21 protein-coding genes and 1 pseudogene are annotated in these 25,023 nt (G+C 59.5%); 13 read left to right on the top strand and 9 right to left on the bottom strand.

Annotation, left to right across the window (positions count from 1 at the left end):
• Window positions 1-89 precede the first annotated feature (89 nt).
• From Q7F16_RS23620 to Q7F16_RS23605, 4 genes are all read right to left on the bottom strand, one after another.
• The gene (locus Q7F16_RS23620; protein WP_024619842.1) at window positions 90-338 is read right to left on the bottom strand and encodes a DUF1652 domain-containing protein; all 249 of its coding nucleotides are present in this window, start codon (window positions 336-338) and stop codon (window positions 90-92) included.
• Between the two features lie 239 nt (window positions 339-577).
• On the bottom strand, window positions 578-2,062 hold the full coding sequence (locus Q7F16_RS23615) for a helix-turn-helix transcriptional regulator (protein ID WP_409556569.1): 1,485 nt from the start codon (window positions 2,060-2,062) through the stop codon (window positions 578-580).
• An 85-nt stretch (window positions 2,063-2,147) separates the two neighbouring features.
• Entirely contained in the window at window positions 2,148-3,431 is a 1,284-nt protein-coding gene (locus Q7F16_RS23610) for a Zn-dependent hydrolase (protein WP_046064009.1), read from the bottom strand.
• A gap of 151 nt (window positions 3,432-3,582) precedes the next feature.
• Complete coding sequence (locus Q7F16_RS23605; protein ID WP_057451090.1) at window positions 3,583-5,061, bottom strand: NCS1 family nucleobase:cation symporter-1; 1,479 nt, start codon at window positions 5,059-5,061, stop codon at window positions 3,583-3,585.
• Window positions 5,062-5,674: 613 nt separating this feature from the next.
• On the opposite strand from Q7F16_RS23605, the gene hydA reads away from it, so the two are divergent.
• The 4 genes from hydA to Q7F16_RS23585 all read left to right on the top strand — a co-directional run bounded on the left by hydA (window position 5,675) and on the right by Q7F16_RS23585 (window position 11,206).
• Window positions 5,675-7,114 carry a dihydropyrimidinase gene (hydA, locus tag Q7F16_RS23600; protein WP_409556568.1) on the top strand — a complete coding sequence of 480 codons (1,440 nt, stop codon included), beginning with the start codon at window positions 5,675-5,677 and terminating at the stop codon, window positions 7,112-7,114.
• Between the two features lie 183 nt (window positions 7,115-7,297).
• On the top strand, window positions 7,298-8,665 hold the full coding sequence (locus Q7F16_RS23595) for an NAD(P)-dependent oxidoreductase (protein WP_409556567.1): 1,368 nt from the start codon (window positions 7,298-7,300) through the stop codon (window positions 8,663-8,665).
• A complete protein-coding gene (gene preA / locus Q7F16_RS23590) occupies window positions 8,666-9,940 on the top strand; it encodes an NAD-dependent dihydropyrimidine dehydrogenase subunit PreA (protein WP_014337854.1) in 1,275 nt (424 codons plus the stop codon).
• A gap of 240 nt (window positions 9,941-10,180) precedes the next feature.
• On the top strand, window positions 10,181-11,206 hold the full coding sequence (locus Q7F16_RS23585; protein ID WP_409556566.1) for an RHS repeat-associated core domain-containing protein: 1,026 nt from the start codon (window positions 10,181-10,183) through the stop codon (window positions 11,204-11,206).
• Window positions 11,207-11,259: 53 nt separating this feature from the next.
• Here Q7F16_RS23585 and Q7F16_RS23580 read toward each other — a convergent pair whose 3' ends face one another.
• Both Q7F16_RS23580 and Q7F16_RS23575 read right to left on the bottom strand, forming a co-directional pair.
• Window positions 11,260-11,880, bottom strand: coding sequence for a TetR/AcrR family transcriptional regulator (locus tag Q7F16_RS23580; RefSeq protein WP_003202912.1), 621 nt, complete (start codon window positions 11,878-11,880; stop codon window positions 11,260-11,262).
• Between the two features lie 225 nt (window positions 11,881-12,105).
• Window positions 12,106-12,450, bottom strand: coding sequence for a DUF6124 family protein (locus Q7F16_RS23575; RefSeq protein ID WP_409556565.1), 345 nt, complete (start codon window positions 12,448-12,450; stop codon window positions 12,106-12,108).
• A gap of 689 nt (window positions 12,451-13,139) precedes the next feature.
• On the opposite strand from Q7F16_RS23575, the gene Q7F16_RS23570 reads away from it, so the two are divergent.
• On the top strand, window positions 13,140-14,237 hold the full coding sequence (locus Q7F16_RS23570; RefSeq protein ID WP_409556564.1) for an RHS repeat-associated core domain-containing protein: 1,098 nt from the start codon (window positions 13,140-13,142) through the stop codon (window positions 14,235-14,237).
• A gap of 25 nt (window positions 14,238-14,262) precedes the next feature.
• On the opposite strand, the pseudogene Q7F16_RS23565 reads toward Q7F16_RS23570, so the two are convergent.
• Together Q7F16_RS23565 and Q7F16_RS23560 are read right to left on the bottom strand one after the other, a co-directional pair.
• Window positions 14,263-14,355: pseudogene (locus Q7F16_RS23565) on the bottom strand (TetR family transcriptional regulator C-terminal domain-containing protein); the annotation flags it as partial.
• A 201-nt stretch (window positions 14,356-14,556) separates the two neighbouring features.
• Complete coding sequence (locus Q7F16_RS23560; protein WP_409556563.1) at window positions 14,557-14,925, bottom strand: DUF6124 family protein; 369 nt, start codon at window positions 14,923-14,925, stop codon at window positions 14,557-14,559.
• Window positions 14,926-15,723: 798 nt separating this feature from the next.
• On the opposite strand from Q7F16_RS23560, the gene Q7F16_RS23555 reads away from it, so the two are divergent.
• The 7 genes from Q7F16_RS23555 to Q7F16_RS23525 all read left to right on the top strand — a co-directional run bounded on the left by Q7F16_RS23555 (window position 15,724) and on the right by Q7F16_RS23525 (window position 22,962).
• Window positions 15,724-17,025, top strand: coding sequence for an OprD family porin (locus tag Q7F16_RS23555; RefSeq protein WP_217870545.1), 1,302 nt, complete (start codon window positions 15,724-15,726; stop codon window positions 17,023-17,025).
• A 173-nt stretch (window positions 17,026-17,198) separates the two neighbouring features.
• Window positions 17,199-18,020, top strand: coding sequence for an NAD-dependent epimerase/dehydratase family protein (locus Q7F16_RS23550; protein WP_409556562.1), 822 nt, complete (start codon window positions 17,199-17,201; stop codon window positions 18,018-18,020).
• 42 nt (window positions 18,021-18,062) lie between these two features.
• Window positions 18,063-18,968 carry an SMP-30/gluconolactonase/LRE family protein gene (locus Q7F16_RS23545; RefSeq protein ID WP_079302351.1) on the top strand — a complete coding sequence of 302 codons (906 nt, stop codon included), beginning with the start codon at window positions 18,063-18,065 and terminating at the stop codon, window positions 18,966-18,968.
• A 56-nt stretch (window positions 18,969-19,024) separates the two neighbouring features.
• Complete coding sequence (locus Q7F16_RS23540) at window positions 19,025-19,993, top strand: TRAP transporter substrate-binding protein (RefSeq protein ID WP_409556561.1); 969 nt, start codon at window positions 19,025-19,027, stop codon at window positions 19,991-19,993.
• Window positions 19,994-20,069: 76 nt separating this feature from the next.
• Window positions 20,070-20,597: a TRAP transporter small permease gene (locus Q7F16_RS23535; RefSeq protein ID WP_014337847.1), complete on the top strand. Its 528-nt coding sequence runs from the start codon at window positions 20,070-20,072 to the stop codon at window positions 20,595-20,597.
• Complete coding sequence (locus Q7F16_RS23530) at window positions 20,597-21,877, top strand: TRAP transporter large permease (RefSeq protein WP_409556560.1); 1,281 nt, start codon at window positions 20,597-20,599, stop codon at window positions 21,875-21,877. Before Q7F16_RS23535 ends, Q7F16_RS23530 begins: the two co-directional genes overlap by 1 nt.
• A 215-nt stretch (window positions 21,878-22,092) precedes the next feature.
• Window positions 22,093-22,962 carry an aldose 1-epimerase gene (locus Q7F16_RS23525; RefSeq protein ID WP_409556559.1) on the top strand — a complete coding sequence of 290 codons (870 nt, stop codon included), beginning with the start codon at window positions 22,093-22,095 and terminating at the stop codon, window positions 22,960-22,962.
• 144 nt (window positions 22,963-23,106) lie between these two features.
• Here the strand turns inward: Q7F16_RS23525 and bkdR are convergent, their stop codons facing one another.
• Complete coding sequence (bkdR, locus tag Q7F16_RS23520; protein WP_003202929.1) at window positions 23,107-23,595, bottom strand: Bkd operon transcriptional regulator BkdR; 489 nt, start codon at window positions 23,593-23,595, stop codon at window positions 23,107-23,109.
• A 192-nt stretch (window positions 23,596-23,787) separates the two neighbouring features.
• Between bkdR and Q7F16_RS23515 the strand changes: the two genes are divergently transcribed.
• A complete protein-coding gene (locus Q7F16_RS23515; RefSeq protein ID WP_014337844.1) occupies window positions 23,788-25,023 on the top strand; it encodes a 3-methyl-2-oxobutanoate dehydrogenase (2-methylpropanoyl-transferring) subunit alpha in 1,236 nt (411 codons plus the stop codon).

The following is a 25,023-nucleotide window of genomic DNA, read 5'->3' as shown; positions in this document are numbered from 1 at the left end:
GGGGGTCGCTGCGCGCCCCAGCGGGAGCAAGCTCCCTCGCCACAAGGTGTGCGGTGCCCGATCTCTGGTGATCAGGCTGTCCTGATCATTTATGCCGGGTCACTGCGATGCAGCGGGATGTTTTCCAGCTCATAGCGCAGCTCGTCGATCAACTTGGCAATGCTCTCTTCCGAGCGGACGCTGTCGACACTCATGCCGCTCACCACCAGGTCCACCTCACCGCTTTCACGGTGATACAGACGTACGGTGAGGGTACCGTCGCCATTGAGGCTGCATTCGCAGGCCAGCGGCGTAAAGCTTTCTTCCAGGCGGGTGCGCAAGGGGGCCAGATGGGTCATGCGATGCACCTCAGCCCCGGGGGCGCAAATGAACGATAGACAGCTCCAACCTCCGGGTCCGCGTAGACATCCTGTCGCTCTCATACTGGTTTCGTTCGCTGCACATTGTGGCGTATTCCTTGACTGTTTCGTGGGGACACGACATCACAGACGATGTCGCACACTGACAGCCTAAGGAACCGCCCCCCCATGCAAAACCCGAATTTGCACCAGCATGCCCGGTGCATTTGCACTGGCTATCATGGTGCCTTCATTCGCCATTCATTGGCGAATAAACCCCGCTCCCGCGCCCAGACAATCGCCTCGCTGCGGCTATGGACATCCAGTTTCGAATACAGCGTCGCCACGTGATTGCGCACGGTGTTGGGCGCCAGCTTCAGGCGCGCGGCGATTTCCTTGTCTGCCAGGCCTTCGCAAATCAGCCCCAGCACGTCGCGCTCCCGGGCCGTCAGTTCGGTGAATGACACGCTGGGCACCTGGGCGTTGATGCTCTTCACGTTAGCCAATTTTTCAATCAGGGTCCGGCTGAACCAGGAAGCGTCTTTCATCACTTCTTCGATTGCCGCCACCAACTCCAGCTCCGAGCGCTTGCGTTCGGTGATGTTCATCAGCACCAGCAGATAGCAAGGCTTGTCCTGGATGACCACCGTATCAGCAGCCACTTCACAGTCGATGAGTTCGCCGCCCTTCTTGTGTACCTTGACGTCGATACTTGAAACAGCGGCAGCCTTTTCCAACCGGGCAAACAGCGCGGCGCTGGCGTCCTTGGCGAGAAAGCCGATTTCCTCCACGGTTTTGCCCAACAGTTCTTCGCTGGCGTAACCGGTGGTCTGCAGAAACGCCTCGTTGATTTCCAGCAACTGCTGTTCGGCGCTGCACACCAGGGTCGGTACGGGCGACAGGCGGAACGACTTGGCAAAGCGCTCCTCGCTCTGGCGCAGCGCCGTTTCTGCCTTGCGTCGCGGCTCCATGTCCATGAAGGAAAACAGCATGCAGTCTTCGTCGTGCAGGTCCAGCGGCTGGCCGGCAACGATCACCTGCTTGCTGGTGCCGTCGGGCAATTTCAACTCGGCCTGCATTTGCGGAATGGTCGCGCCCTGCCCCAGGCGTTCGATGGCCAGGTCGCGCCTTTCGGCGGCTTCAAGCACATCAAGCTCATACACCGAACGCCCGATCACCTGCTCGCGGCTGTAGCCGGTCATCTCCAGGAACCCCGGATTGACCTTGATGTACCGCAGGTCACTGAGGCGACAGATCACCGCCGGCGCCGGGTTGGCCCCGAAGGTTTTTTCGAAACGCTGCTCGGCGCTGGCCCATTCGGTGGCATCGCTGAGGATCAGCACGAGCAGTTCCGGCTCGCCGTTGCGGTCGGCCAGCACCATGCTGCGGATGCGATGGACCCAGGTGCGATCCGGGTCGGCCTGGGGCGTGACTTCCACCAGCACATCGCTGAACTCATCGCCACGGGCAACCCGGGCGATGGGGTAGTTGTCGTCGGACAGTGGGTGGTTGTTGCGATAACGCAGATTGAAACGCCGGGCGTATTGCCTCCCCGTGGTGCCCAGCCCACTGAGGTCCTCGACCCCGTGCATCGCCAAGGCCGCCGCGTTGGCCCAGGCAATGGTCTGGTCGACCTCGATCAACATCACCCCGTCGGACAGCCCGGCAATGATCTGCAGCAATTGACGACGGTTGGTATCGGTGGTCGGGACTTGCTGATTCATTGGGTCTCCATGTGGTCAGTAGGTTTCAAGCATGGATGCGTTGAAAGTTACGACCACATGGGTTTGCAATAGTGCATCGATTCCTTCAAGCCGCCATGCGCCCCTCGGCAATCGCCTGGGAGGCGGCCAGCATCGCTCGCAGCAGCACCGCGCAGCCGGCGGCGAGGTCGTCCGGGGCGGCGTTCTCGATTTCGTTGTGGCTGATGCCGCCTTCGCAGGGTACGAAAATCATCCCGGCCGGGCCCAGTTCGGCGAGGAAAATCGCGTCATGGCCGGCACCGCTGACGATGTCCAGGTGGGACAGGCCCAGCCCCTGGGCGGCACCGCGTACCGCGTCGACGCAGCCCTTGTCGAAATACAGCGGCGGGAAGTCGGCCGTGGGTTTCAAATCGAAGGTCAGGCCGTGCTGCCGACAGGTGTCTTCGATCACCTGCTTGACCTCGGCGATCATCGAATCCAGGCGCGCCGGTTCCAGGTGACGGAAGTCCAGGGTCATGCGCACTTCGCCAGGGATGACATTGCGCGACCCCGGATAGGCTTGCAGGCAGCCGACCGTGCCACAGGCATGGGGTTGATGACCCAAGGCGGCACGGTTGACGGCGCCGACGATGATCGAGGCACCCACCAGGGCGTCCTTGCGCAGGTGCATCGGCGTCGGGCCGGCATGGGCTTCAACGCCGCGCAAGGTCAGGTCGAACCACTTCTGTCCCAGGGCGCCCATTACTACACCGATGGTCGTGCCCTCGTCTTCGAGGATCGGCCCCTGTTCGATGTGTGCCTCGAAATATGCCCCTACCGGATGCCCACTGACCGGGCGCGAGCCGGCATAACCGATGGCATTGAGCGCCTGGCCCACGGTGATGCCTTCGGCGTCGACCTTGGCGAGGGTTTCTTCGAGGGTGAATTTTTCCGCGAACACCCCGGAGCCCATCATGCACGGAGCGAAACGCGAGCCTTCTTCGTTGGTCCACACCACCACTTCCAGCGGTGCTTCGGTTTCGATGTTCAGGTCATTGAGGGTGCGCAGCACCTCCAGCCCGGAGAGCACGCCAAAGCAGCCGTCGAACTTGCCACCGGTGGGCTGGGTGTCGATGTGGCTGCCGGTCATCACTGGCGGCAGGTTCGGATTGCGCCCCGGGCGACGGGCGAAGATATTGCCCACCGCATCGATGCTGACGGTGCAGCCCGCCGCCTGGGTCCATTGCACAAACAGGTCGCGGGCCTGGCGGTCGAGGTCGGTCAGGGCCAATCGGCACACCCCGCCCTTGACCGTGGCACCGAGCTGGGCCAGGTCCATGAGCGATTGCCACAGGCGATCGCGGTTGATGTGCTGATGGGTGGATTGCAGAACGTCGATGGCTGCGTTCATGGGGATCTCCATTTTTCCAGGCATGTTTTTGGTGTACTTGAGGCCGCCATCGCGAGCAAGCTCGCTCCCACATTGGATTTGGGTGGATGCAAAATCTGTGTGCACAGCACATCCCCTGTGGGAGCGAGCTTGCTCGCGATGAGGCCCTCCTTCACACCGCTGTTTTGGCAACGGACGGGCTTGCTCGCATACTGCACAACCCGTAATAAATCACCCCGCCCAGCGCCGAGCCAGTGAACCAGCCGTAGCTGTAGAACCAACTGAACGCATCGCTGCCCAGGGACAGCAGCGTCAGCACCACCGGCACGCCAAAGGCGATGAAGCCGTTCCAGTTCCACGCTGGGTAAACGTCGTCACGGTACAGCCCGGCCAGGTCCAGTTGCTGTTTCTTGATCAGGAAATAATCCACCACCATGATCCCGGCAATCGGCCCCAACAGGCTCGAATACCCCAGCAGCCAATTGGAATAGACCGACTCCAGGCTGACCTCGGACACGATCAGGCCGAGTTTCTTCAGCAGTTCGTGGGCCATCAGCGCCAACCCCACCAGCCCGGTGAGCATCACCGCCTTGGTACGGCCGATCAGTTTCGGCGCCAGGTTCTGGAAGTCGTTGGTGGGCGAGACGATGTTGGCGGCGGTGTTGGTCGAGAGCGTGGCGACAATGATCAGCACCATCGCCAGCGCCACCCACACTGGGCTCTGGATGTGCCCGATCAAGGTCACCGGGTCGGAGACGGTCACCCCCACCAGTTTTTCCGAGGCCGCGGTCATGACCACGCCGAGGGAAGCGAACAGGAACATGGTCAATGGCAGGCCGATGATCTGCCCCACGATCTGGTCTTTCTGGCTCTTGGCGTAACGGCTGAAGTCCGGAATGTTCAACGACAGTGTGGCCCAGAAACCGACCATCGCCGTCAGGCCGGCAAGGAAGTAGCTGGTCACCCCGGCGCCTTCTGGTCGTTTGGCCGGGACCGCCATCAGTTCAGTCAACGAGACATTGGGTAACGCCCACACCAACAGCCCGGCCCCCACCAGCACCAGTAGCGGTGCAGACAAGGTTTCCAGCCACTTGATCGACTCGGCACCGCGCAGCACCACCCACAGGTTGATGACCCAGAACACCATGAAGCCGATCACTTCGCCGGTGCCACCCAGGCTCTTCCAGCCGTCGAACACCGAGCCGAGAAACAGGTGGATCGCCAGCCCGCCGAACATGGTCTGGATGCCGAACCAGCCACACGCCACCAGCGCGCGAATCAGGCACGGCACGTTGGAGCCAATCACGCCGAAGGACGAGCGCAACAGCACCGGAAACGGAATGCCGTACTTGGTCCCGGCAAAGGCGTTCAGGGTCAGGGGGATCAGCACGATGATGTTGGCAAACAGAATCGCCAGCAGCGCCTCGCCCACCGTCAGGCCGAAATAGGCGGTGAGCACGCCGCCGAGGGTGTAGGTCGGCACGCAGATCGCCATGCCCACCCACAATGCGGTGATGTGCCATTTGTTCCAGGTTCGCTCGTGCACCTTGGTCGGCGCGATGTCGTGGTTATAACGGGGGCTGTCGAGGACGTCGCTGCCGGCTTCAAGCTCGAACAACCCGTCGCGCTCAGTCACTGTTGATCTGGTCATGTCCGCTCCACTGTTTTCATTATTTTTGCTCATCGACTGGCGATGGCCGGAGTACTTGCACGCGTGCTACCGACCACCCCGCCAAGCCACGACGGCACTCAATAACCGTGCCGAATAACGCGCCGAGCTGACCGGGTGATCGATATAACCTTCTCAAACATTTGATATCTAAAGATTTAAAGCCAATTAACCGCCCTGCTTCACTTCGTGCTCATCGACTTGAGGCTAGATGACCTGTACGTCCTGTCGAGTTCGAGATTCAAAGTGGTGCACCCCGAATCAAGGCGAGGTGTCTGGACCGCACTTCAAGCGCTTTCAAGCCGCTGATTTACCATGATAAATCTCGCTCAAATAACGATCCTGTCAAGTGCGTCAAAATGGTGAGCACGCTCACCAATTTGGTGATTTTATAATTTAATCCTTTAATTTCAATTACTTAACAATTGAATAAGCTTATAAAAAATAATCTTGCTCATTTCAATAACTCCAGCTAGCGTCTAATCCTGACAGTCGTGACAAGAATGAAAATCTGCACGACGTCGTCACTCAATAACCGTGATCGATAAAACATAAAGAACCGGCAACAGTCGGTCATGCCTGCGAGGAACTCGGAATGTCTCTGTTGATCCGTGGTGCCACCGTTATTACCCATGATGAAAGTTATCGCGCCGATGTGTTGTGTGCCGACGGCGTGATCAAGGCCATTGGTGAAAACCTGGATGTTCCAGCCGGCGTCGAAGTTCTCGATGGCAGCGGCCAATACCTGATGCCCGGCGGCATCGACCCTCATACGCACATGCAGTTGCCGTTCATGGGCACGGTCGCCAGTGAAGACTTCTTCAGCGGCACGGCGGCAGGCCTCGCCGGCGGCACCACCTCGATCATCGACTTCGTGATTCCCAACCCCCAGCAATCGCTGATGGAAGCCTTTCATCAATGGCGTGGCTGGGCCGAGAAAAGCGCCAGCGACTACGGTTTTCACGTGGCAATCACCTGGTGGAGCGAGCAGGTTCGTGAAGAAATGGCCGAACTGGTCAGCCATCACGGCGTGAACAGCTTCAAGCATTTCATGGCTTACAAGAATGCGATCATGGCCGCCGACGACACGTTGGTGGCGAGCTTCGAGCGCTGTCTGGAACTGGGCGCTGTGCCCACCGTGCACGCCGAGAACGGTGAACTGGTCTATCACCTGCAACGCAAGCTGCTGGCCCAGGGCATCACCGGTCCCGAAGCCCATCCGCTGTCGCGGCCCTCGCAAGTGGAAGGCGAAGCCGCGAGCCGCGCCATCCGCATCGCCGAAACCTTGGGCACGCCGCTGTACCTGGTGCACGTGTCCACCAAGGAAGCACTGGACGAAATCACCTACGCCCGCAGCAAGGGCCAACCGGTCTACGGTGAAGTACTCGCCGGGCACCTGTTGCTGGACGACAGCGTCTATCGCGACCCGGACTGGCAGACCGCCGCCGGCTATGTGATGAGCCCGCCCTTCCGTCCGCGCGGGCATCAAGACGCACTCTGGCACGGCTTGCAGTCCGGCAACCTGCACACCACCGCCACCGACCACTGCTGCTTCTGTGCCGAACAGAAAGCCGCCGGCCGTGACGACTTCAGCAAGATCCCCAACGGCACCGCCGGTATCGAAGACCGCATGGCGGTGCTCTGGGACGAAGGGGTCAACAGCGGCAAATTGTCGATGCAGGACTTCGTCGCCCTCACCTCCACCAACACCGCGAAGATCTTCAACCTCTACCCACGCAAAGGGGCGATCCGCGTCGGCGCCGATGCCGACCTGGTGCTCTGGGACCCGCAAGGCACTCGCACGATTTCCGCCAAGACCCACCATCAGCAAGTGGACTTCAACATCTTCGAAGGCAAGACCGTACGCGGCGTGCCCAGCCACACCATCAGCCAGGGTCGGCTGGTCTGGGCCGATGGCGACCTGCGGGCCGAACGCGGCGCCGGGCGCTACATCGAACGGCCGGCGTATCCGGCGGTGTTCGATTTGCTGAGCAAGCGGGCGGAGTTGAATAAGCCAACCGCCGTGAAACGCTGAAATCGAGGCCTTCGGCCTTCGCGAGCAAGCCCGCTCCCACACTGAATCTCGGGCAGGCACAGAATCTGTGTACACAACAGATTCCATGTGGGAGCGGGCTTGCTCGCGAAGGCGTCAGTCCAGACAACGAAAAAAACCACTGCCCACCAGAGGCAGCACCTCAAACACCGTGAGGCCCATTCCATGATCCAGCCCTTGAGTCACCTCCCCCATTCCCAGGAAGACCCGGCCACCCTCGCCGCTCGCTTCAGCGACCTGGCGCCGCCACTCAACGCGCGCCAGGCCCACCTGGAAGCGTCCCGGTGCCTGTACTGCTACGACGCGCCGTGTGTGAATGCTTGCCCAAGCGAGATCGACATTCCCTCGTTCATTCGCAACATCCACCAGGACAACGTCCAAGGCGCGGCGCAGAAGATTCTTTCGGCCAACATCCTCGGCGGCAGTTGCGCCCGGGTCTGCCCCACCGAGGTCCTGTGCCAGCAAGCCTGCGTGCGCAACAACGCCCATGAATGCGCGCCGGTGTTGATCGGCTCACTACAACGCTACGCGGTGGACAACGCCCACTTCAGCGAGCACCCGTTCCAGCGAGCCGCCGCCACCGGCAAGCGCATCGCCGTGGTCGGGGCCGGGCCGGCGGGGTTGTCGTGCGCGCATCGCAGCGCAATGCACGGCCATGAGGTGGTGATGTTCGAAGCCCGGGACAAAGCCGGTGGCCTCAACGAATACGGGATCGCCAAGTACAAACTGGTGGACGACTACGCCCAACGTGAACTGGACTTCCTGCTGGAGATCGGCGGCATCGAAATCCGCCACGGTCAGAAACTCGGCGAGAACCTGAGCCTGAGCGACCTGCACCAGCAGTTCGACGCAGTGTTCCTCGGCCTCGGCCTGGCCGCCAGCAAACAACTGGGCCTGAGCGATGAACAGGCTCCGGGGCTGCTGGCCGCCACGGAGTACATCCGCGAACTGCGCCAGGCCGACGACCTCAGCCAGTTGCCCCTGGCCGACCGTTGCATCGTCCTCGGCGCCGGTAACACCGCCATCGACATGGCCGTGCAAATGGCTCGCCTCGGCTCCCGGGATGTCAACCTGGTCTACCGTCGCGGCCTTGAAGACATGGGGGCCACCTTGCACGAGCAAGACATCGCCAAGGCCAATCAGGTACGCCTGCTGACCTGGGCCCAACCGCAACAGGTGTTGCTCGATGGCGCCGGGCATGTGTGCGGCATGCGCTTCTCCCGCACGCACCTGGAGAACGGCCGGCTGGTCATCGGCACCGACACCTTCGACCTGCCCGCCGACGCCATTTTCAAAGCCATCGGCCAAGCCTTCGACGACAACGCGCTGGTGGATCCGCTGGCCCGGGAACTCAAGCGCCAGGACGGGCGGATTTTGGTGGACGAACACCTGCGCACCAGCATTCCCGGTGTCTACGCCGGCGGCGACTGCACCAGCCTGGATCAAGACCTCACCGTGCAGGCCGTGCAGCACGGCAAGCTCGCCGCCGAGGCGATCAACGCTCAATTGATGCTCAACGTGGAGGCTGCGTAAATGGCCGATCTATCGATTGTCTTCGCCGGCATCAAAGCCCCCAATCCGTTCTGGCTGGCCTCCGCGCCCCCCACCGACAAGGCCTACAACGTCGTGCGTGCCTTCGAGGCCGGCTGGGGTGGCGTGGTCTGGAAAACCCTCGGGGAGGATCCGGCAGCGGTGAACGTGTCCTCGCGCTATTCGGCCCACTACGGTGCCAATCGCGAGGTATTGGGCATCAATAACATCGAGCTGATCACCGACCGTTCGCTGGAGATCAACCTGCGGGAAATCACCCAGGTGAAGAAGGACTGGCCGGACCGGGCGTTGATCGTGTCGCTGATGGTGCCCTGCGTCGAAGAGTCCTGGAAACGCATCCTGCCTTTGGTGGAAGCCACCGGCGCCGACGGCATCGAGCTGAACTTCGGTTGCCCCCACGGCATGCCGGAACGGGGCATGGGCGCGGCGGTCGGCCAGGTGCCGGAATACGTCGAGCAGGTGACCCGCTGGTGCAAGACCTATTGTTCGCTGCCGGTGATCGTCAAGCTCACGCCGAACATCACCGACATCCGCGTCGCCGCCCGCGCGGCCCATCGCGGCGGCGCGGATGCGGTGTCATTGATCAACACCATCAACTCCATCACCAGCGTCGATTTGGACCGCATGGTCGCCCTGCCCAGCGTCGGCAGCCAGAGCACCCATGGCGGTTATTGCGGTTCGGCGGTCAAGCCGATCGCGCTGAACATGGTCGCCGAAATCGCCCGTGACCCACAGACCCAAGGTTTGCCAATTTGCGGCATCGGCGGCATCGGCAGCTGGCGCGACGCCGCCGAATTCATCGCCCTGGGCAGCGGCGCGGTGCAGGTTTGCACGGCGGCGATGCTGCATGGTTTTCGCATCGTCGAAGAGATGAAGGACGGCCTGTCGCGCTGGATGGACGATCACGGGCACGCCAACCTCCAGGCGTTTTCCGGTCGCGCGGTGGGCAACACCACCGATTGGAAGTACTTGGACATCAACTACCAGGTCATCGCCAAGATCGATCAACAAGCCTGCATCGGATGCGGCCGCTGCCACATCGCCTGCGAGGACACCTCACACCAGGCCATCGCCAGTCTCAAGCAGGCTGACGGCACCCATAAATATGAAGTGATCGATGACGAATGCGTGGGCTGCAACCTGTGCCAAATCACCTGCCCGGTGCAGGACTGCATCGAGATGGTGACGGTGGACACCGGCAAGCCGTTCCTGGATTGGAATCATGATCCGCGTAATCCCTATCATGTCACTGCCTGAGGGTTAGGGTGCCTGGACTGGCGCCATCGCGAGCAAGCTCGCTCCCACAGTGGATCATGTCGTTCACAGATGTTGTGTACACCAGAGATCCAGTGTGGGAGCGAGCTTGCTCGCGATGAGGCCATCAGCCACACCAAAAACCTCAAGACGCCCCCTCTTGACTAACAGTTCTGCTAGTAGACGCCACTGAAAAAATCCCTGAGCCTGACACAGCCGAATCCATCCGCAAGAGCCAAGCCCATGTCGACGTCATCGATGAAGATACTGTGCCGCTACCAATACGACCCACTGGATCGCCTCGTAGGCTTGAAGCCTCTGGAAAGTTTGGGCACACAACGGTTCTATCAAGAAAACGATTTGGTCAATGAGATCGAGGGCCAGATACAACTCACGATCCTTCGCCATGAAGCCCAGCCGCTGGCGCAAAGACTGAGCATCGCCAACGTCGCCGAGACGGCGCTGTTGGCAACGGATCAACAACATTCGGTGCTGCAAACCTTGACAGCCACAGACACTCGGCGCCTGGTCTACACCGCATACGGGCACCAGCCTGCTGAAAGTGGCTTGAGCAGCTTGCTCGGGTTCAACGGTGAACGGCCTGATCCAATAACCGGGCACTATTTGCTGGGACAGGGTAATCGGGCTTTTAATCCGGTGTTGATGCGGTTTAATAGCCCGGATGAGTTTAGTCCGTTTGGGGATGGGGGGATTAATCCGTATGCTTATTGTGGAGGGGATCCGGTTAATCGGTATGATCCGAGTGGGAATATTCCTTCTCCTACTCGTGCCCCCATGCTAAGAAATTCAGTAATAGTAAGAAAATCAGTAATAGTCGGACCTACTCAGCGACCCTACAAACCAAAAACTGATTGGTCCCAACGATATGTCGAACCCCCGATAAAAAAACTGCCTCCTGAGCCACCACCTAAGGGACGAAGAGTGGCAGTAAACCTTGAAGAGGAACTCAAGTATCAAACATCTCAACGCATCTATCGCGAAAAACTCGATGCGAATGCACTCTTGTACGACAGAGTAGTATCTGTGGAGAATCCGATACCGGCAGACCCAAAACTGCAAAAAAAATTCGACAAACTTACAAACGAAATAGACACTCTAGAAGAGATAAAAAAAATTCGAAAGGACGAAAAGAACGAAACGTCGGAAAAACGGCTTCGTAAGCTAAAATGGAAAGTCCCCCAAGTTCGAAAACTCGCCAAGCAGAGCGCCCTCAAAATTTCCGGTGTAATTGGCAAGCAAAAAAAATAAGCAGCATTTCTTCAACTTCCATACACCTCCGGCGTTATACCCCGGCACCCAGGTTATGGCTCCAACCCAATCCCCCGCAAAATCACACTGGTCACCGTCTGCACCGCCCGTTCGAATTGCATGTCCGACAGCGGCTGATGATCATTGAGGATGTTGATCTGGTGGTCGAAGTCGGCGTAGTGCTGGGTCGAGGCCCAGATCATGTAGAGCAGGCTTGAAGGCTCCACCGGGAGGATGCGTTTGTCCTCCACCCATTGGCGGATTTTCGCTTCCTTCATCTTCGCCCAGTCATAGAGGCTGGCGTCCAGCGCCTGGCCCAGCGTCGGGGCGCCGTGGATGATTTCGTTGGCCCAGACCTTGGAGCCGTAGGGTCGGCTGCGGGAGTGGTTCATCTTGGCGCGGATGTAGCTGCTGAGCACCACCCGGGGGTCGTCGAACATTTCGAAACACAAGGCGTCCTGCTTCCAGACTTCCAGCAGATCGAACAGCACGGCGCTGTACAGCTCGCTCTTGGTGCTGAAGTAGTAATGCAGGTTGGAACGGGGCAATTGCACTTCGGCGGCGATGTCGGCCATGGCGGTACTGCCGAAGCCTTTCTCGGCAAAGACCTTCTCGGCGGCCAACAGGATTTTCTCGACGTTACTGCGACGAATCTCGATCTTGTGATTGCCCATGAGGGCTCCCTGGCAACAGCGTTGGTCAAGACTAGCATTCACCCAACTTTGAAAACACTGGGGATCCTTGTGGGGCAGCTTTTGTGGCGAGGGAGCTTGCTCCCGCTCGGCTGCGCAGCAGTCGTAAACCGGCTGGCGCGGTATCCCAGGAAAACCGCGCCAGTCTATTTTGGGGCTGCTGCGCAGCCCAGCGGGAGCAAGCTCCCTCGCCACAGGGGGAGTGCGCTATGTCGGCTGGCGTGCTTCGACGTTATCCAGCGCACGATTCGCCAGCATTGCGCTCAGTTCAATCAGTTGCTGGATGCCCAGGGCGATGTGGCGCCTGGGACCTTCCAGGTCGAAGGCCAGGTAATTGACCATGGCATTGGCCGAGGCCAGGTTTTCGCTGAGGTTGGCGAGCAGGGTTTCGGTGTCGACGCCGTTGACGACGGTGAACAGTTGGCCGGGATCGGCCTCGAGTTTGCTGGGTTTGGGCTTGAGGTAGTGGTCGAGGATGCGGTCGGCGGCTTTGTCGAACGCTTTTGAGTTGGAGGGATCTGTATCCGGTGGGTTGGGTGTTGGTTTGAACATAGATGAAGCTCCGATGCTGTAGATGGGAGCCAACACCCTCTCGCTACCAAACGAATTAGGGTGGCGGCCATACGAAGGTTGGTAGACCGGGCATCGGAGCCGGCGCCTCGGAAGAGACCCTGCGCATGGCCACCAAAAAGCGAAGTGCGTGATTGCACTTGCAAGAGATGACGTTATGCACCGACACCAGGGCTACCAAACCCGATCACTGATTCAATCAGCGACCCGGAAACGATAAAGCCCTGGCCCCAAGGCGCACAAGCCGGCGGATTCTGGCGCAGTTGTAGGCAACGGCGCAAGACAACGTAGCCCAATCCCGAACGATCCTACATCTGGATAAACACAGACTTCCGTGGCGAGGGAGCTTGCTCCCGCTCGGCTGCGCAGCAGTCGTAAACCGGCTGATGCGGTCTGCCTGAAAGACCGCGTCAGGCCGTTTCGTTCAACATCACCCCCGTCAGACGGCCTGGCGATGATTTGCAGCAACTGACGACGATTGGTGTCGGTTGTCGGAACGAGCTGGCTCGTCGGGTCTCCATGGAGGTCAGTACATGTTCAAACACGGATGCGTTGTTGCCGGTCCGCCCACCACCAAAAACACGCTCTCGAACTAACAGTCCTGTTAGTAGACATCATTAGAAAAATATTCGAATCTGATTCGGTAGCGTTCGCCAGGAAGTACCAAGCCCATGTCGCCGTCATCGATGAAGATATTGTGCCGCTATCAGTATGACCCACTGGATCGCCTCACCGGTTTGAAGCCCCCGGAGTGCTTGAGCACACAACGGTTTTATAAAGAAAGCGAACTGGTCAATGAGATAGAAGGCCAGGTACAACTCACGATCCTTCGCCATGAAGCCCAGCCACTGGCGCAACGGCTAAGCATCGCCAACGTCGCCGAGACGACGCTGCTGGCAACGGATCAACAAGATTCGGTTTTGCACACCCTGACAGCCACAGACACCCAGCATCTGGCCTATACCGCATATGGTCACCAGCCTGCTGAAAGTGGCTTGAGCAGCTTGCTCGGTTTCAACGGTGAACGGCCTGATCCAATAACCGGGCACTATTTGCTGGGACAGGGTAATCGGGCTTTTAATCCGGTATTGATGCGGTTTAATAGTCCGGATGAGTTGAGTCCTTTTGGGGACGGGGGGATTAATCCGTATGCTTATTGTGGGGGGAATCCGATTAATTGGTATGATCCGAGTGGGAATGGTGCTCTTTCTGTCTTCAAAAAACGGGTCAGAATATCCATAGAAATAGTTTATGAAAGTGTACTTACACCAAGGAGAGAGAGCCTCCCATCCAGAACTGTTTCTCAAACCATTTCCCAATCTGCCTCAGAACCAATGCCAGGCCCGTCAAGCGAAATTCGAGAATTACTAAAAAAGCCTAGCGCCAGTCGCCCCGCCTCCTCTGTGTCCACTAGCAGACAGAAGCCAGCAGGATCAGCCCCAAAGAGATTGAAGAAGGTTCCCCCCCAAAATATTGATCCAACACGCCAACAAAAATTTAGAAAAAACCTAGATGAGGGAGTATTAATATGGGAGGCCCTCAGACCTTCTCTGGATCAATACGCAGACAGTACATTTCGAGTACGGCATCAGCAGGCTTTAGATGAATTTAATAAATTTAAAAAGTCGAGAACCCATACGCCGAACACCCAGGAACAAAAGCGTAAGTACGATAAACTTAGGTATCGTGAAGAGTATAATAGAAAAGCTGCCATGCGCAGTGCTGTAGAAAATTACGCGAAGGAAATTCGTGGCCAAAGACCGCAATAAATTCAATTCCACGACTAGGCTAATCATCGTTGAGGATGTTGATCTGGTGGTAGAAGTCGGCGTAGTGCTGAGTCGAGGCGCAGATCATGTAGAGCAGGCTTGAAGGCTCAACCGGGAGCTTAGATTGCCCATGAGGGCTCCCTGGCAACAGCGTTGGTCAAGACTAGCATTCACCCAACTTTGAAAACACTGGGTATCCCGTGGGAGCGAGCTTGCTCGCGATAGCGGTAGGTCAGTTACGTTGTGATTGGCTGAACCACCGCTATCGCGAGCAAGCTCGCTCCCACATTTTGACTATGTGTCTGTTCAGGATGATGCGCTATGTCGACGGGCGCGCTTCGACGTTATCCAGCGCGCGGTTCGCCAGCATTGCGCTCAGCTCGATCAGTTGCTGGATGCCCAGGGCGATGTGGCGCCTGGGACCTTCCAGGTCGAAGGCCAGGTCGCTGACCATGGCGTTGGCCGAGGCCAGGTTTTCGCTGAGGTTGGCGAGCAGGGTTTCGGTGTCGACGCCTTTGACGACGGTGAAGAGCTGGCCGGCCGCAGCATCGGCTTCGGGTTTGTCCGGTTTGGGGTTCAGGTAATAGTTGAGGGCGCGCTCGGCGGCTTCGTCGAGTTTTTGGGTCTTGGTTTTCTTGCGCGGTGAAGTCGGATCGGTGTCCGGTGGGTTGGGGGTTGCTTTGAACATAAATGGAATCTCATGTGGAATTGGAGGAACCATCACCCTCGCTACCAAACGAAGGGTGGCGGCCATACGAAGGTTGGTAGACCGGTCCACATGAACACCGGCGCGCTCGAGAGCGCCCTACGCATGGCCACCATTGATACAAATGCTGAGATGCACCTGTAAAAAGTGAAGCTGTGCGTCATGTAGAGAGTCCGGGCTACCAAACCCGATCGCTGATTCAATCAGCGACCCGGAAACGATAAAGCCCTGCCCCCAAGGCGCACAAGCCGGCGGATTCTGGCGCAGTTGTAGGCAACGGCGCAAGACAACGTAGCCCGATCCCGAACGATCCTACATCTGGATAAACACGCCCCCCTGTTGCACTGGAAGCCTGGGTTAACAAAACACCTGTGGCGAGGGAGCTTGCTCCCGCTGGGTGGCGAAGCCGCCCCAAAAAACTCTGCGTTGACACAAAAAACTGGGGCCTGCTTCGCAGTCCAGCGGGAGCAAGCTCCCTCGCCACAAGAGCCCGCTTAAGCCTTCCGATCACCAACATTCGACTAATGTCTTAGACCAGTCATCGCATAACCAAGCACCCTCCCCGCTATTCTCAAACCTCGAATTTGCCCCGGCACCACGGCCTGCGATCTTGACCTCGATCGGTGGCAACCGTTGAAACGCCTCATTTTGAAGCACCCTCAAGTTGGATATTTCCGATAATGGCCAGTTGACAACGAGGAGCGGCTTCCAAATAATCCTCAGCATGTTGTACGACGACGTATGACAAATAAAAACAACAAAAAAGTAGGGAGCGTCATAGTGAGCACACGTGTCCGTTTTTCGCCCGACAACCGTCCAAACCGCCGTACCCTTCTCAACGCCAGCCCCACGCTGCTACTACTCGGCTGCAGCAGCCTTGCCGCGTTTCTGCCCACCACCGCCAACGCCGAAGGCTTCGTCGATGACGCCAAGGCCACGCTGAACTTGCGCAACGCCTATTTCAACCGCAACTTCGTCAACGACAATGCCGCCCAAGGCAAAGCCGAGGAATGGACCCAGAGTTTCATCCTCGACGCCAAGTCCGGCTTCACCCAGGGCACGGTCGGTTTCGGCGTGGATGTGCTGGGCATGTACTCGGTCAAGCTCGACGGCGGCCGTGGCACGGCCGGTACACAATTGCTGCCTGTGCATGATGATGGTCGCCCCGCCGACGACTTCGGTCGCCTGGGCGTGGCCCTCAAGGGCAAAGTGTCGAAGACCGAACTGAAGGTCGGTGAATGGATGCCGGTGCTGCCGATCCTGCGTTCCGACGATGGCCGCTCCCTGCCGCAAACCTTCCGCGGCGGCCAGGTGACCTCCACCGAAATCAACGGCCTGAGCCTCTACGGTGGGCAGTTCCGCGCCAACAGCCCGCGCAACGACGCGAGCATGGAAGACATGTCGATGAACGGCCGCGGCGCGTTCACCTCCGACCGTTTCAACTTCGGCGGCGGTGAATACGCCTTCAACGAAAAACGCACCCAGGTCGGCGTCTGGTACTCGGAACTGTCCGACATCTACCAGCAAAAATACTTCAACCTGACCCACAGCCAGCCTATCGGCGACTGGACCCTGGGCGCCAACCTCGGCTACTTCATCGGCAAGGAAGACGGCAGCGCCCTGGCCGGCGACCTGGACAACAAAACCGCGTTCGCCATGCTCTCGGCCAAATACGGTGGCAACACCTTCTACGTCGGCCTGCAAAAACTCAGCGGCGATGACGCCTGGATGCGCGTCAACGGCACCAGCGGCGGCACCCTGGCCAACGACAGCTACAACTCCAGCTACGACAACGCCCAGGAAAAATCCTGGCAAGTGCGCCACGACTTCAACTTCGCCGCCGTCGGCGTGCCGGGCCTGACCCTGATGAACCGCTACATCAGCGGCGACAACGTGCACACCGCCACGGTCGACGATGGCAAGGAATGGGGCCGTGAAACCGAACTGGCCTACACCGTGCAGAGCGGCGCGCTCAAGAGCCTCAATGTGAAATGGCGTAACGCATCGATTCGTCGCGACTTCAGCACCAACGAATTCGACGAGAACCGTATCTTCATCAGCTACCCGCTTTCGCTTCTGTAATACCAGGACCCATTGCCATGAGCACATCCCATGGCAACCTGCGGCAAGGACGCCGATCCAGAGCGGTTCGTCGATCAAACGTTGACAAGGTAGCGGAAGGATAAGGATATTCCCTCTCGGTCGTACGACAACTTATAACAACTGTACCTCTCATTGTTTGCTCAGGTAATGCCATGACCACGACACAGATTCGCCACCCCTTCAATCGCCTCCTATTGACCGGTGCCGCAGGCGGCCTTGGCAAAGTCTTGCGCGAACGCCTCAAGCCTTACGCCCGCCAGATTCGCCTGTCGGACATCGCCAACATGGCCCCGGCCATCGACGAAAGCGAAGAAGTGGTGCCGTGCGACCTGTCGGACAAGCAGGCCGTGCACCAACTGGTCGACGGCGTCGACGCCATCCTGCACTTCGGTGGTGTTTCGGTGGAGCGTCCGTTCGAAGAGATCCTCGGCGCCAACATCAGCGGCGTGTTCCACATTTATGAAGCCGCCCGCAAACACGGCGTCAAGCGGGTGATCTTCGCCAGTTCCAACCACGTCATCGGTTTCTACAAACAGGACCAGACCATCGACGCCCTCTGCCCTCGCCGCCCGGATGGCTACTACGGCCTGTCCAAGTCCTACGGCGAAGATGTCGCCAACTTCTACTTCGATCGCTACGGCATCGAGACCGTGAGCATCCGCATCGGCTCGTCGTTCCCCGAACCGCAGAACCGCCGGATGATGAGCACCTGGCTGAGCTTCGACGACCTCACCCAACTGATCGAATGCTCGCTCTACACGCCGAAAGTCGGTCACACCGTGGTCTACGGCATGTCCGCCAACCGCGACGTATGGTGGGACAACAGCCACGCCGCGCACTTGGGTTACCAGCCCAAGGACACTTCCGAGATTTTCCGCGACAAGGTCGAAGCGCAGCCGATGCCGGCCGCCGATGACCCGGCCATGGTTTACCAGGGTGGCGCCTTTGTGGCGGCCGGCCCGTTCGACAACTGATTCGCTGTTTTTCATGGGATACGCACGCACAAAGGAATCACCATGCAAGCCGAACTGATTGTCGATGCACGCAACGCCGTCGGGGAGAGCCCGGTGTGGGTCCCCGAGGAAAACGCCCTGTATTGGGTGGACATCCCCAGCGGTGGCCTGCAACGCTGGACTGCCAGCAGCGGAAAAATCCAGGGCTGGGAAACCCCTGAAATGCTCGCCTGCATTGCCCGTCACCAGGACGGCGGCTGGGTGGCGGGCATGGAGAGCGGCTTCTTTCGCCTGCACCCCCATGATGACGGCAGCCTGGACAGCGAACTGTGCGCAAGCGTGGAACACAGCCGCGCAGACATGCGCCTCAACGATGGCCGTTGCGACCGCCAGGGCCGCTTCTGGGCCGGCAGCATGGTGTTGAACATGGGCGCCAACGCAGACGCAGGCCAGATGTATCGCTACGAGGCAGGCCAGCGCAGCCCGGTCGAGGCGCAACTGAGCGGTTTCATCGTGCCCAATGGCCTGGGCTTCAGCCCGGACGGACGCACGATGTACCTCTCCGATTCACACCCGCTGGTTCAGCAGATCTGGGCTTTCGACTACGACATTGACAGCGGCACGCCGTCCAACCGGCGGCTGTTCGTCGACATGATGCCGTTGGCCGGGCGCCCGGATGGCGCGGCGGTGGATGCCGACGGTTGCTATTGGATCTGCGCCAACGATGCCGGGCTGATTCACCGTTTCACCCCGGACGGACGCCTAGACCGTTCACTGGAGGTGCCGGTGAAGAAGCCGACCATGTGCGCCTTTGGCGGCAGTCGCCTGGACACCCTCTTCGTCACCTCGATCCGCCCGGGTGACGACACCGACCCGCAATCGCTAGCCGGCGGCGTGTTCGCCCTTAACCCAGGGGTCAAGGGCCTGGCTGAACCCGCTTTCGGAGGACGGAAACACTCCGCGAACTGATCTGCTTTGCTGCTTCACATCGATAGACATAAAAACAACAACACTGGAGATTGACCATGAATTTCAAACGCACGCTTCTGATCGCAGCCCTGCCCCTGGCCTTCCTGGCCCAGGCGGCACACGCCCTGGACATCAAGATCGCCGACATCCACCCCAAGGGCTACCCGACCGTGGTCGCCGAGGAATCCATGGGTAAAACCCTGGAAAAAGAGAGCAACGGCGAGCTGAAATTCAAGTATTTCCCAGGCGGCGTGCTGGGCTCTGAAAAAGAAGTCATCGAGCAGATGCAAGCCGGCGCGATCCAGATGTCCCGGGTGAGCCTGGGCATCGTTGGCCCTGTGGTGCCGGACGTGAACGTCTTCAACATGCCGTTCATCTTCCGCGACCAGGCCCACATGCGCGCCGTCATCGACGGTGACGTGGGCGATGCGATTCTCGACCGGATCACCAACTCCGAGTTCGGCCTGGTGGCCCTGGCCTGGATGGACGGCGGCACGCGCAACCTCTACACCAAGAAACCGGTGCGCAAGCTCGAAGACCTGAAGGGCATGAAGATCCGCGTGCAGGGCAACCCGATGTTCATCGAGACCTTCAACGCCATGGGCGCCAACGGCATCGCCATGGACACCGGCGAAATCTTCAGTGCCTTGCAGACCGGCGTGATCGACGGCGCGGAAAACAACCCACCGACCATGCTCGAACACAACCACTACCAGAACGCCAAGTACTACAGCCTGACCGGTCACCTGATCCTGCCCGAGCCAATCGTGATGTCGAAAATCACCTGGGAAAAACTGACTCCTGATCAACAGGTGATGGTCAAGAAAGCCGCCAAGGCTGCCCAGGCAGAAGAGCGCGAGCTGTGGGACAAGAAGTCCGCCGCCAGTGAAGAAAAACTCAAGGCCGCCGGCGTCGAGTTCATCACCGTGGACAAAAAACCTTTCTACGACGCCACCGCACCGATCCGGGCCAAATACGGCGCGCCGTATGCCGACCTGATCAAGCGTATCGAAGCTGTCCAGTAAAGCCTCTCAATCTGTACTCATGAATAGGCTGGGCGCGCCTGCGGTTAAACGGCGCGCCCGGTTACGGTGGAACCCGATGAAGAATTTGCTGCTGCGTATCAACGATAAGATCTACATGACGTGCATCTGGGTGGCCGGCCTCTCTGTCCTCGCCGTTGCGCTGATGATTCCCTGGGGTGTATTCGCCCGTTATGTGCTGGGCTCAGGTTCCAGTTGGCCAGAGCCGACCGCCATCTTGCTGATGATCGTGTTCACCTTCATTGGCGCCGCCGCCAGTTACCGCTCCGGCTCACACATGGCCGTGGACATGGTCACCAGCCGCCTGCCCTCCCAATGGCGAAACGCAGCGTCGATCCTCACTCAATTATTAATGGCCGCGGTCTGCATTTTCATGACTATCTGGGGCACCAAGCTGTGCATGACCACCTGGAATCAATTCATGAGCGCCATCCCTACCCTGCGCGTTGGCATCACCTACATGCCGATCCCGGTGGGTGGTTTCCTGACGTTGATTTTTGTCTTGGAAAAACTCTTGCTGGGTGATCAAAGCCAGCGTCGGGTCGTGCAGTTCGACCTGGTTGAAGAAAACGAAGGTGCCGCTTAATGGACGCTCTGATTCTGCTGGGCAGTTTTTTGCTGTTGATCCTGATCGGCATGCCGGTCGCCTACGCATTGGGCGCCGCCGCCCTGATCGGAGCGTGGTGGATCGATATCCCGTTCCAGGCCATGATGATCCAGGTCGCGGGAGGGGTTAATAAATTCTCGCTGCTGGCCATTCCGTTCTTCGTGTTGGCCGGTGCGATCATGGCCGAGGGCGGCATGTCCCGCCGACTGGTGGCCTTCGCCAGTGTGCTGGTAGGCTTCGTGCGCGGTGGCCTGTCCCTGGTCAACCTCATGGCCTCGAGTTTTTTTGGCGCGATCTCCGGTTCCTCGGTGGCCGACACCGCCTCGGTCGGTTCGGTGCTGATCCCGGAAATGGAACGCCGCGGCTATCCGCGTGAGTTCGCCACCGCCGTCACCGTCAGTGGTTCGGTACAAGCGCTCCTGACGCCGCCCAGCCACAACGCGGTGCTGTACTCCCTCGCCGCTGGCGGCACCGTCTCGATCGGTTCGCTGTTCATGGCCGGCATCGTCCCCGGCATCATGATGAACCTGTGCCTGATGGCGCTGTGCCTGGTCTTCGCGAAAAAGCGCAATTACCCCAAGGGCGAAGTAATTCCCCTCAAGCAAGCGTTGAAGATCTGCCGGGAAGCCATGTGGGGCATGATGACCTTGTTCATCATCCTTGGCGGCATTCTCTCGGGTGTTTTCACCGCCACCGAATCGGCTGCCATTGCCGTGGTGTGGGCATTCTTCGTCACCATGTGCATCTATCGCGACTACAAGTGGAGCGAGTTGCCGAAACTGATGCACCGCACGGTACGCACCATCTCCATCGTGATGATCCTGATCGGCTTCGCCGCCAGCTTCGGCTACATCATGACGCTGATGGAAATTCCGGCGAAGATCACCACCGCGTTCCTGACACTGTCGGACAACCGCTATGTGATCCTGATGTGCATCAACGTGATGCTGCTGGTCCTCGGCACCGTGATGGACATGGCGCCACTGATCCTGATCCTGACGCCAATCCTGATGCCGGTGATCGTGGGCATCGGCGTGGACCCGGTACAGTTCGGCATGATCATGCTGGTGAACCTGGGTATCGGGCTGATCACGCCACCGGTGGGCGCGGTGTTGTTTGTCGGTTCCGCCATCGGCAAGGTCAGCATCGAGAGCACCGTCAAGGCGCTGCTGCCGTTCTACGCCATGCTGTTCTTCGTACTGCTGCTCGTGACCTACATCCCCGCCATTTCGCTGTGGTTGCCGAACCTGGTGTTGTAACAAACAAACGACAACAACCCCTTGTGGGAGCAAGGCTTGCCCGCGATGAAGATGATGCAGTCTCCCTGGGAACCGAGGAGTCTGCATCGCGAGCAAGCTTTGCTCCCACAGTGCGGTGCGACGTTTCTCTATATCCCCTCGCCACAGCAGGGTTCGCACACAAGAATCCGGCGTTTCCCACATCAGCTTTTTCAACCTTGCAGAACAAGGCCAACATGACGCCGCCTCTTCTCCAACTCGAAGACGAACTCACCCGCCTCACCCTCGCCCCGCACCTGGGCGCCAGCCTCGTCGACTGGACCTTGCGCGGCAGCGGTGCGCCCTTGTTGCGCCCGCCTGCTGCGCAAGCCGTGGAAAACGGCCTGCCCGGCAAACTCGCCTGCTTCCCGTTGATTCCGTGGTCGAACCGGATCGCCCAGGGCGGTTTCGATTGCCCCGGCGGCTGGCTGGCCCTGGAAGCCAACAGCCCCAACGACCCGTTCCCGATCCATGGCAGTGCCTGGCAACAGCCGTGGCAGATGGTCGAACAGAGTGCCCAGCAAGCCTTGCTGCAACTCGACAGCCAATCCCCGTTCGCCTATTGCGCCAGCCTGCGGATCCGCTTGAGCGGTGGTCAGCTACAAATCGCCATCCACGTCACCCACATGGCCGAACAGGCCGCGTGGCACGGGCTGGGTTTGCATCCGTATTTTCCGCGCACCGCCAGTACTCGCTTGCAAACCCGCGCCAGCGAAGTCTGGCTGTGCGATGCATCGAAACTGCCAACGGAACTGAGGGACATCCCCGCAGAGTGGGATTTCCAGCACGCCCGTTTACTGCCAGACACGCTGGTCGACAACGGCTTCGGTGGTTGGGACGGGCACTGTCTGGTCCAGCAACCGGACCTGGGTTATGAGCTGGAATGCCGCGCCAGTGGCAGCGACTGTTTCCTGCTGTACTGCCCCGTGGGCCTGGATTTCTTCTGCATCGAACCGGTCAGCCACCCGGTCAACGCCCATCACCTGCCGGGGCGGCCAGGGTTGCGTTTGCTGGAGCAAGGGCAGTCGGTGGCGCTGGGGTTTTCGATGCAGTGCCGACTCCTGTAATCCATCCAAACAGGTTCCTGTGGCGAGGGAGCTTGCTCCCGCTCGGCTGCGCAGCAGACGCCCTGCGTCATAAAGGATGGGCCTGCTGCGCAGTCCAGCGGGAGCAAGCTCCCTCGCCACAGTGTCCGGTGTTAACCCTGAGCCTCAGGTACCCAGGGTCAACCCATTGGCCGGCAACGGCAGCGCGGTCTTGTAGCGCACCTGCTTGAGGGCAAAGCTGGAGCGGATGTTCGCCACGCCCGGGACCTTGGTCAAAAAATCCATCATGAACCGCTCCAGCGACTGGATGGTCGGCACCAGCACGCGGATCAGGTAATCCGGATCGCCGGCCATCAGGTAGCACTCCATCACCTCCGGCCGATCGGAAATCGCCTCTTCAAAGTGCTGCAGCGCCTCTTCCACCTGCTTCTCCAGGCTGACATGGATGAAGACGTTGACGTGCAGGCCCAGCAGGTCGGCGTCCAGCAGCGTGACTTGCTCGCGGATCACCCCCAGCTCCTCCATGGCCCGGACACGGTTGAAGCACGGGGTCGGCGACAGGTTGACCGAACGGGCGAGATCGGCGTTGGTGATGCGGGCGTTTTCCTGAAGGCTGTTCAGAATGCCGATGTCGGTGCGATCCAATTTACGCATGAGACAAATAATCCTGTTTTTTATCGTTGTGCAGATTTTTTATCTGCAAATGATCTGAACAGCAAGCTAACAGAGAAAAATATTCTTCTTCGTCGAGCCTATGATTGTTGTAGGACAATTTCCCGTACCCGGGGAAATTCGTCAGCTAGCGCGCCCACTACAAGAAATTCACAAGATCGAGCGTAGAAAGCCATGAACCCAGCGTATGAACCACTGCGCCTGCACGTCCCCGAACCCTCGGGCCGTCCCGGCTGCAAGACCGACTTCTCCTACCTGCATCTGTCCGATGCCGGCACGGTGCGCAAACCTTCCATCGACGTCGAACCGTCCGACACCGCCGACCTGGCTCGGAGCCTGATCCGCGTGCTCGATGACCAGGGCAATGCCCACGGTCCATGGGCCGAAGACGTGCCGCTCGAAATCCTGCGCAAAGGCATGCGCGCCATGCTCAAGACGCGCATCTACGACAACCGCATGGTGGTCGCCCAGCGGCAGAAAAAGATGTCGTTCTACATGCAAAGCCTCGGCGAAGAAGCCATCGGCAGCGGCCAGGCCCTGGCGTTGAACATCGACGACATGTGCTTCCCCACCTATCGCCAGCAAAGCATCCTGATGGCCCGCGACGTGCCGTTGGTGGGCATGATCTGCCAATTGCTGTCCAACGAGCGCGATCCGCTCAAGGGCCGGCAGTTGCCGATCATGTACTCGGTCAAGGACGCTGGTTTCTTCACCATTTCCGGTAACCTCGCCACGCAGTTCGTCCAGGGCGTGGGCTGGGGCATGGCCTCGGCGATCAAGGGCGATACCAAGATCGCCTCGGCCTGGATCGGTGACGGCGCCACCGCCGAATCGGACTTCCACACCGCCCTCACCTTTGCCCACGTCTACCGGGCGCCGGTGATCCTCAACGTGGTCAACAACCAGTGGGCAATCTCCACCTTCCAGGCCATTGCCGGCGGTGAGGCCACGACCTTCGCCGGACGCGGCGTCGGTTGCGGCATCGCCTCCCTGCGCGTGGATGGCAACGATTTCATGGCGGTCTACGCCGCCTCGCGCTGGGCCGCCGAACGTGCCCGCCGCAACCTCGGCCCGGCGCTGATCGAATGGGTCACCTACCGCGCCGGCCCGCACTCCACTTCCGACGACCCTTCGAAATACCGTCCCGCCGACGACTGGAGCCACTTCCCGCTGGGCGATCCGATTGCGCGCCTCAAGCAGCACATGGTGAAGATCGGCCAGTGGTCCGAAGAGGAACATGCGGCAGTTACCGCCGAACTCGAAGCCGAGGTGATCGCCGCGCAGAAGGAGGCCGAGCAGTACGGCACCCTCGCCGGCGGGCAGATTCCGAGCGCCGCGACCATGTTCGAAGACGTCTACAAAGAGATGCCGGAGCACTTGAAGCGCCAGCGTCAGCAGTTGGGGATCTGA

Source organism: Pseudomonas sp. Lb2C2 (genome assembly GCF_052112205.1).
In the GTDB taxonomy this organism is placed as follows: domain Bacteria; phylum Pseudomonadota; class Gammaproteobacteria; order Pseudomonadales; family Pseudomonadaceae; genus Aquipseudomonas; species Aquipseudomonas kilonensis.
This window is presented reverse-complemented; position numbering and strand designations above follow the sequence as displayed.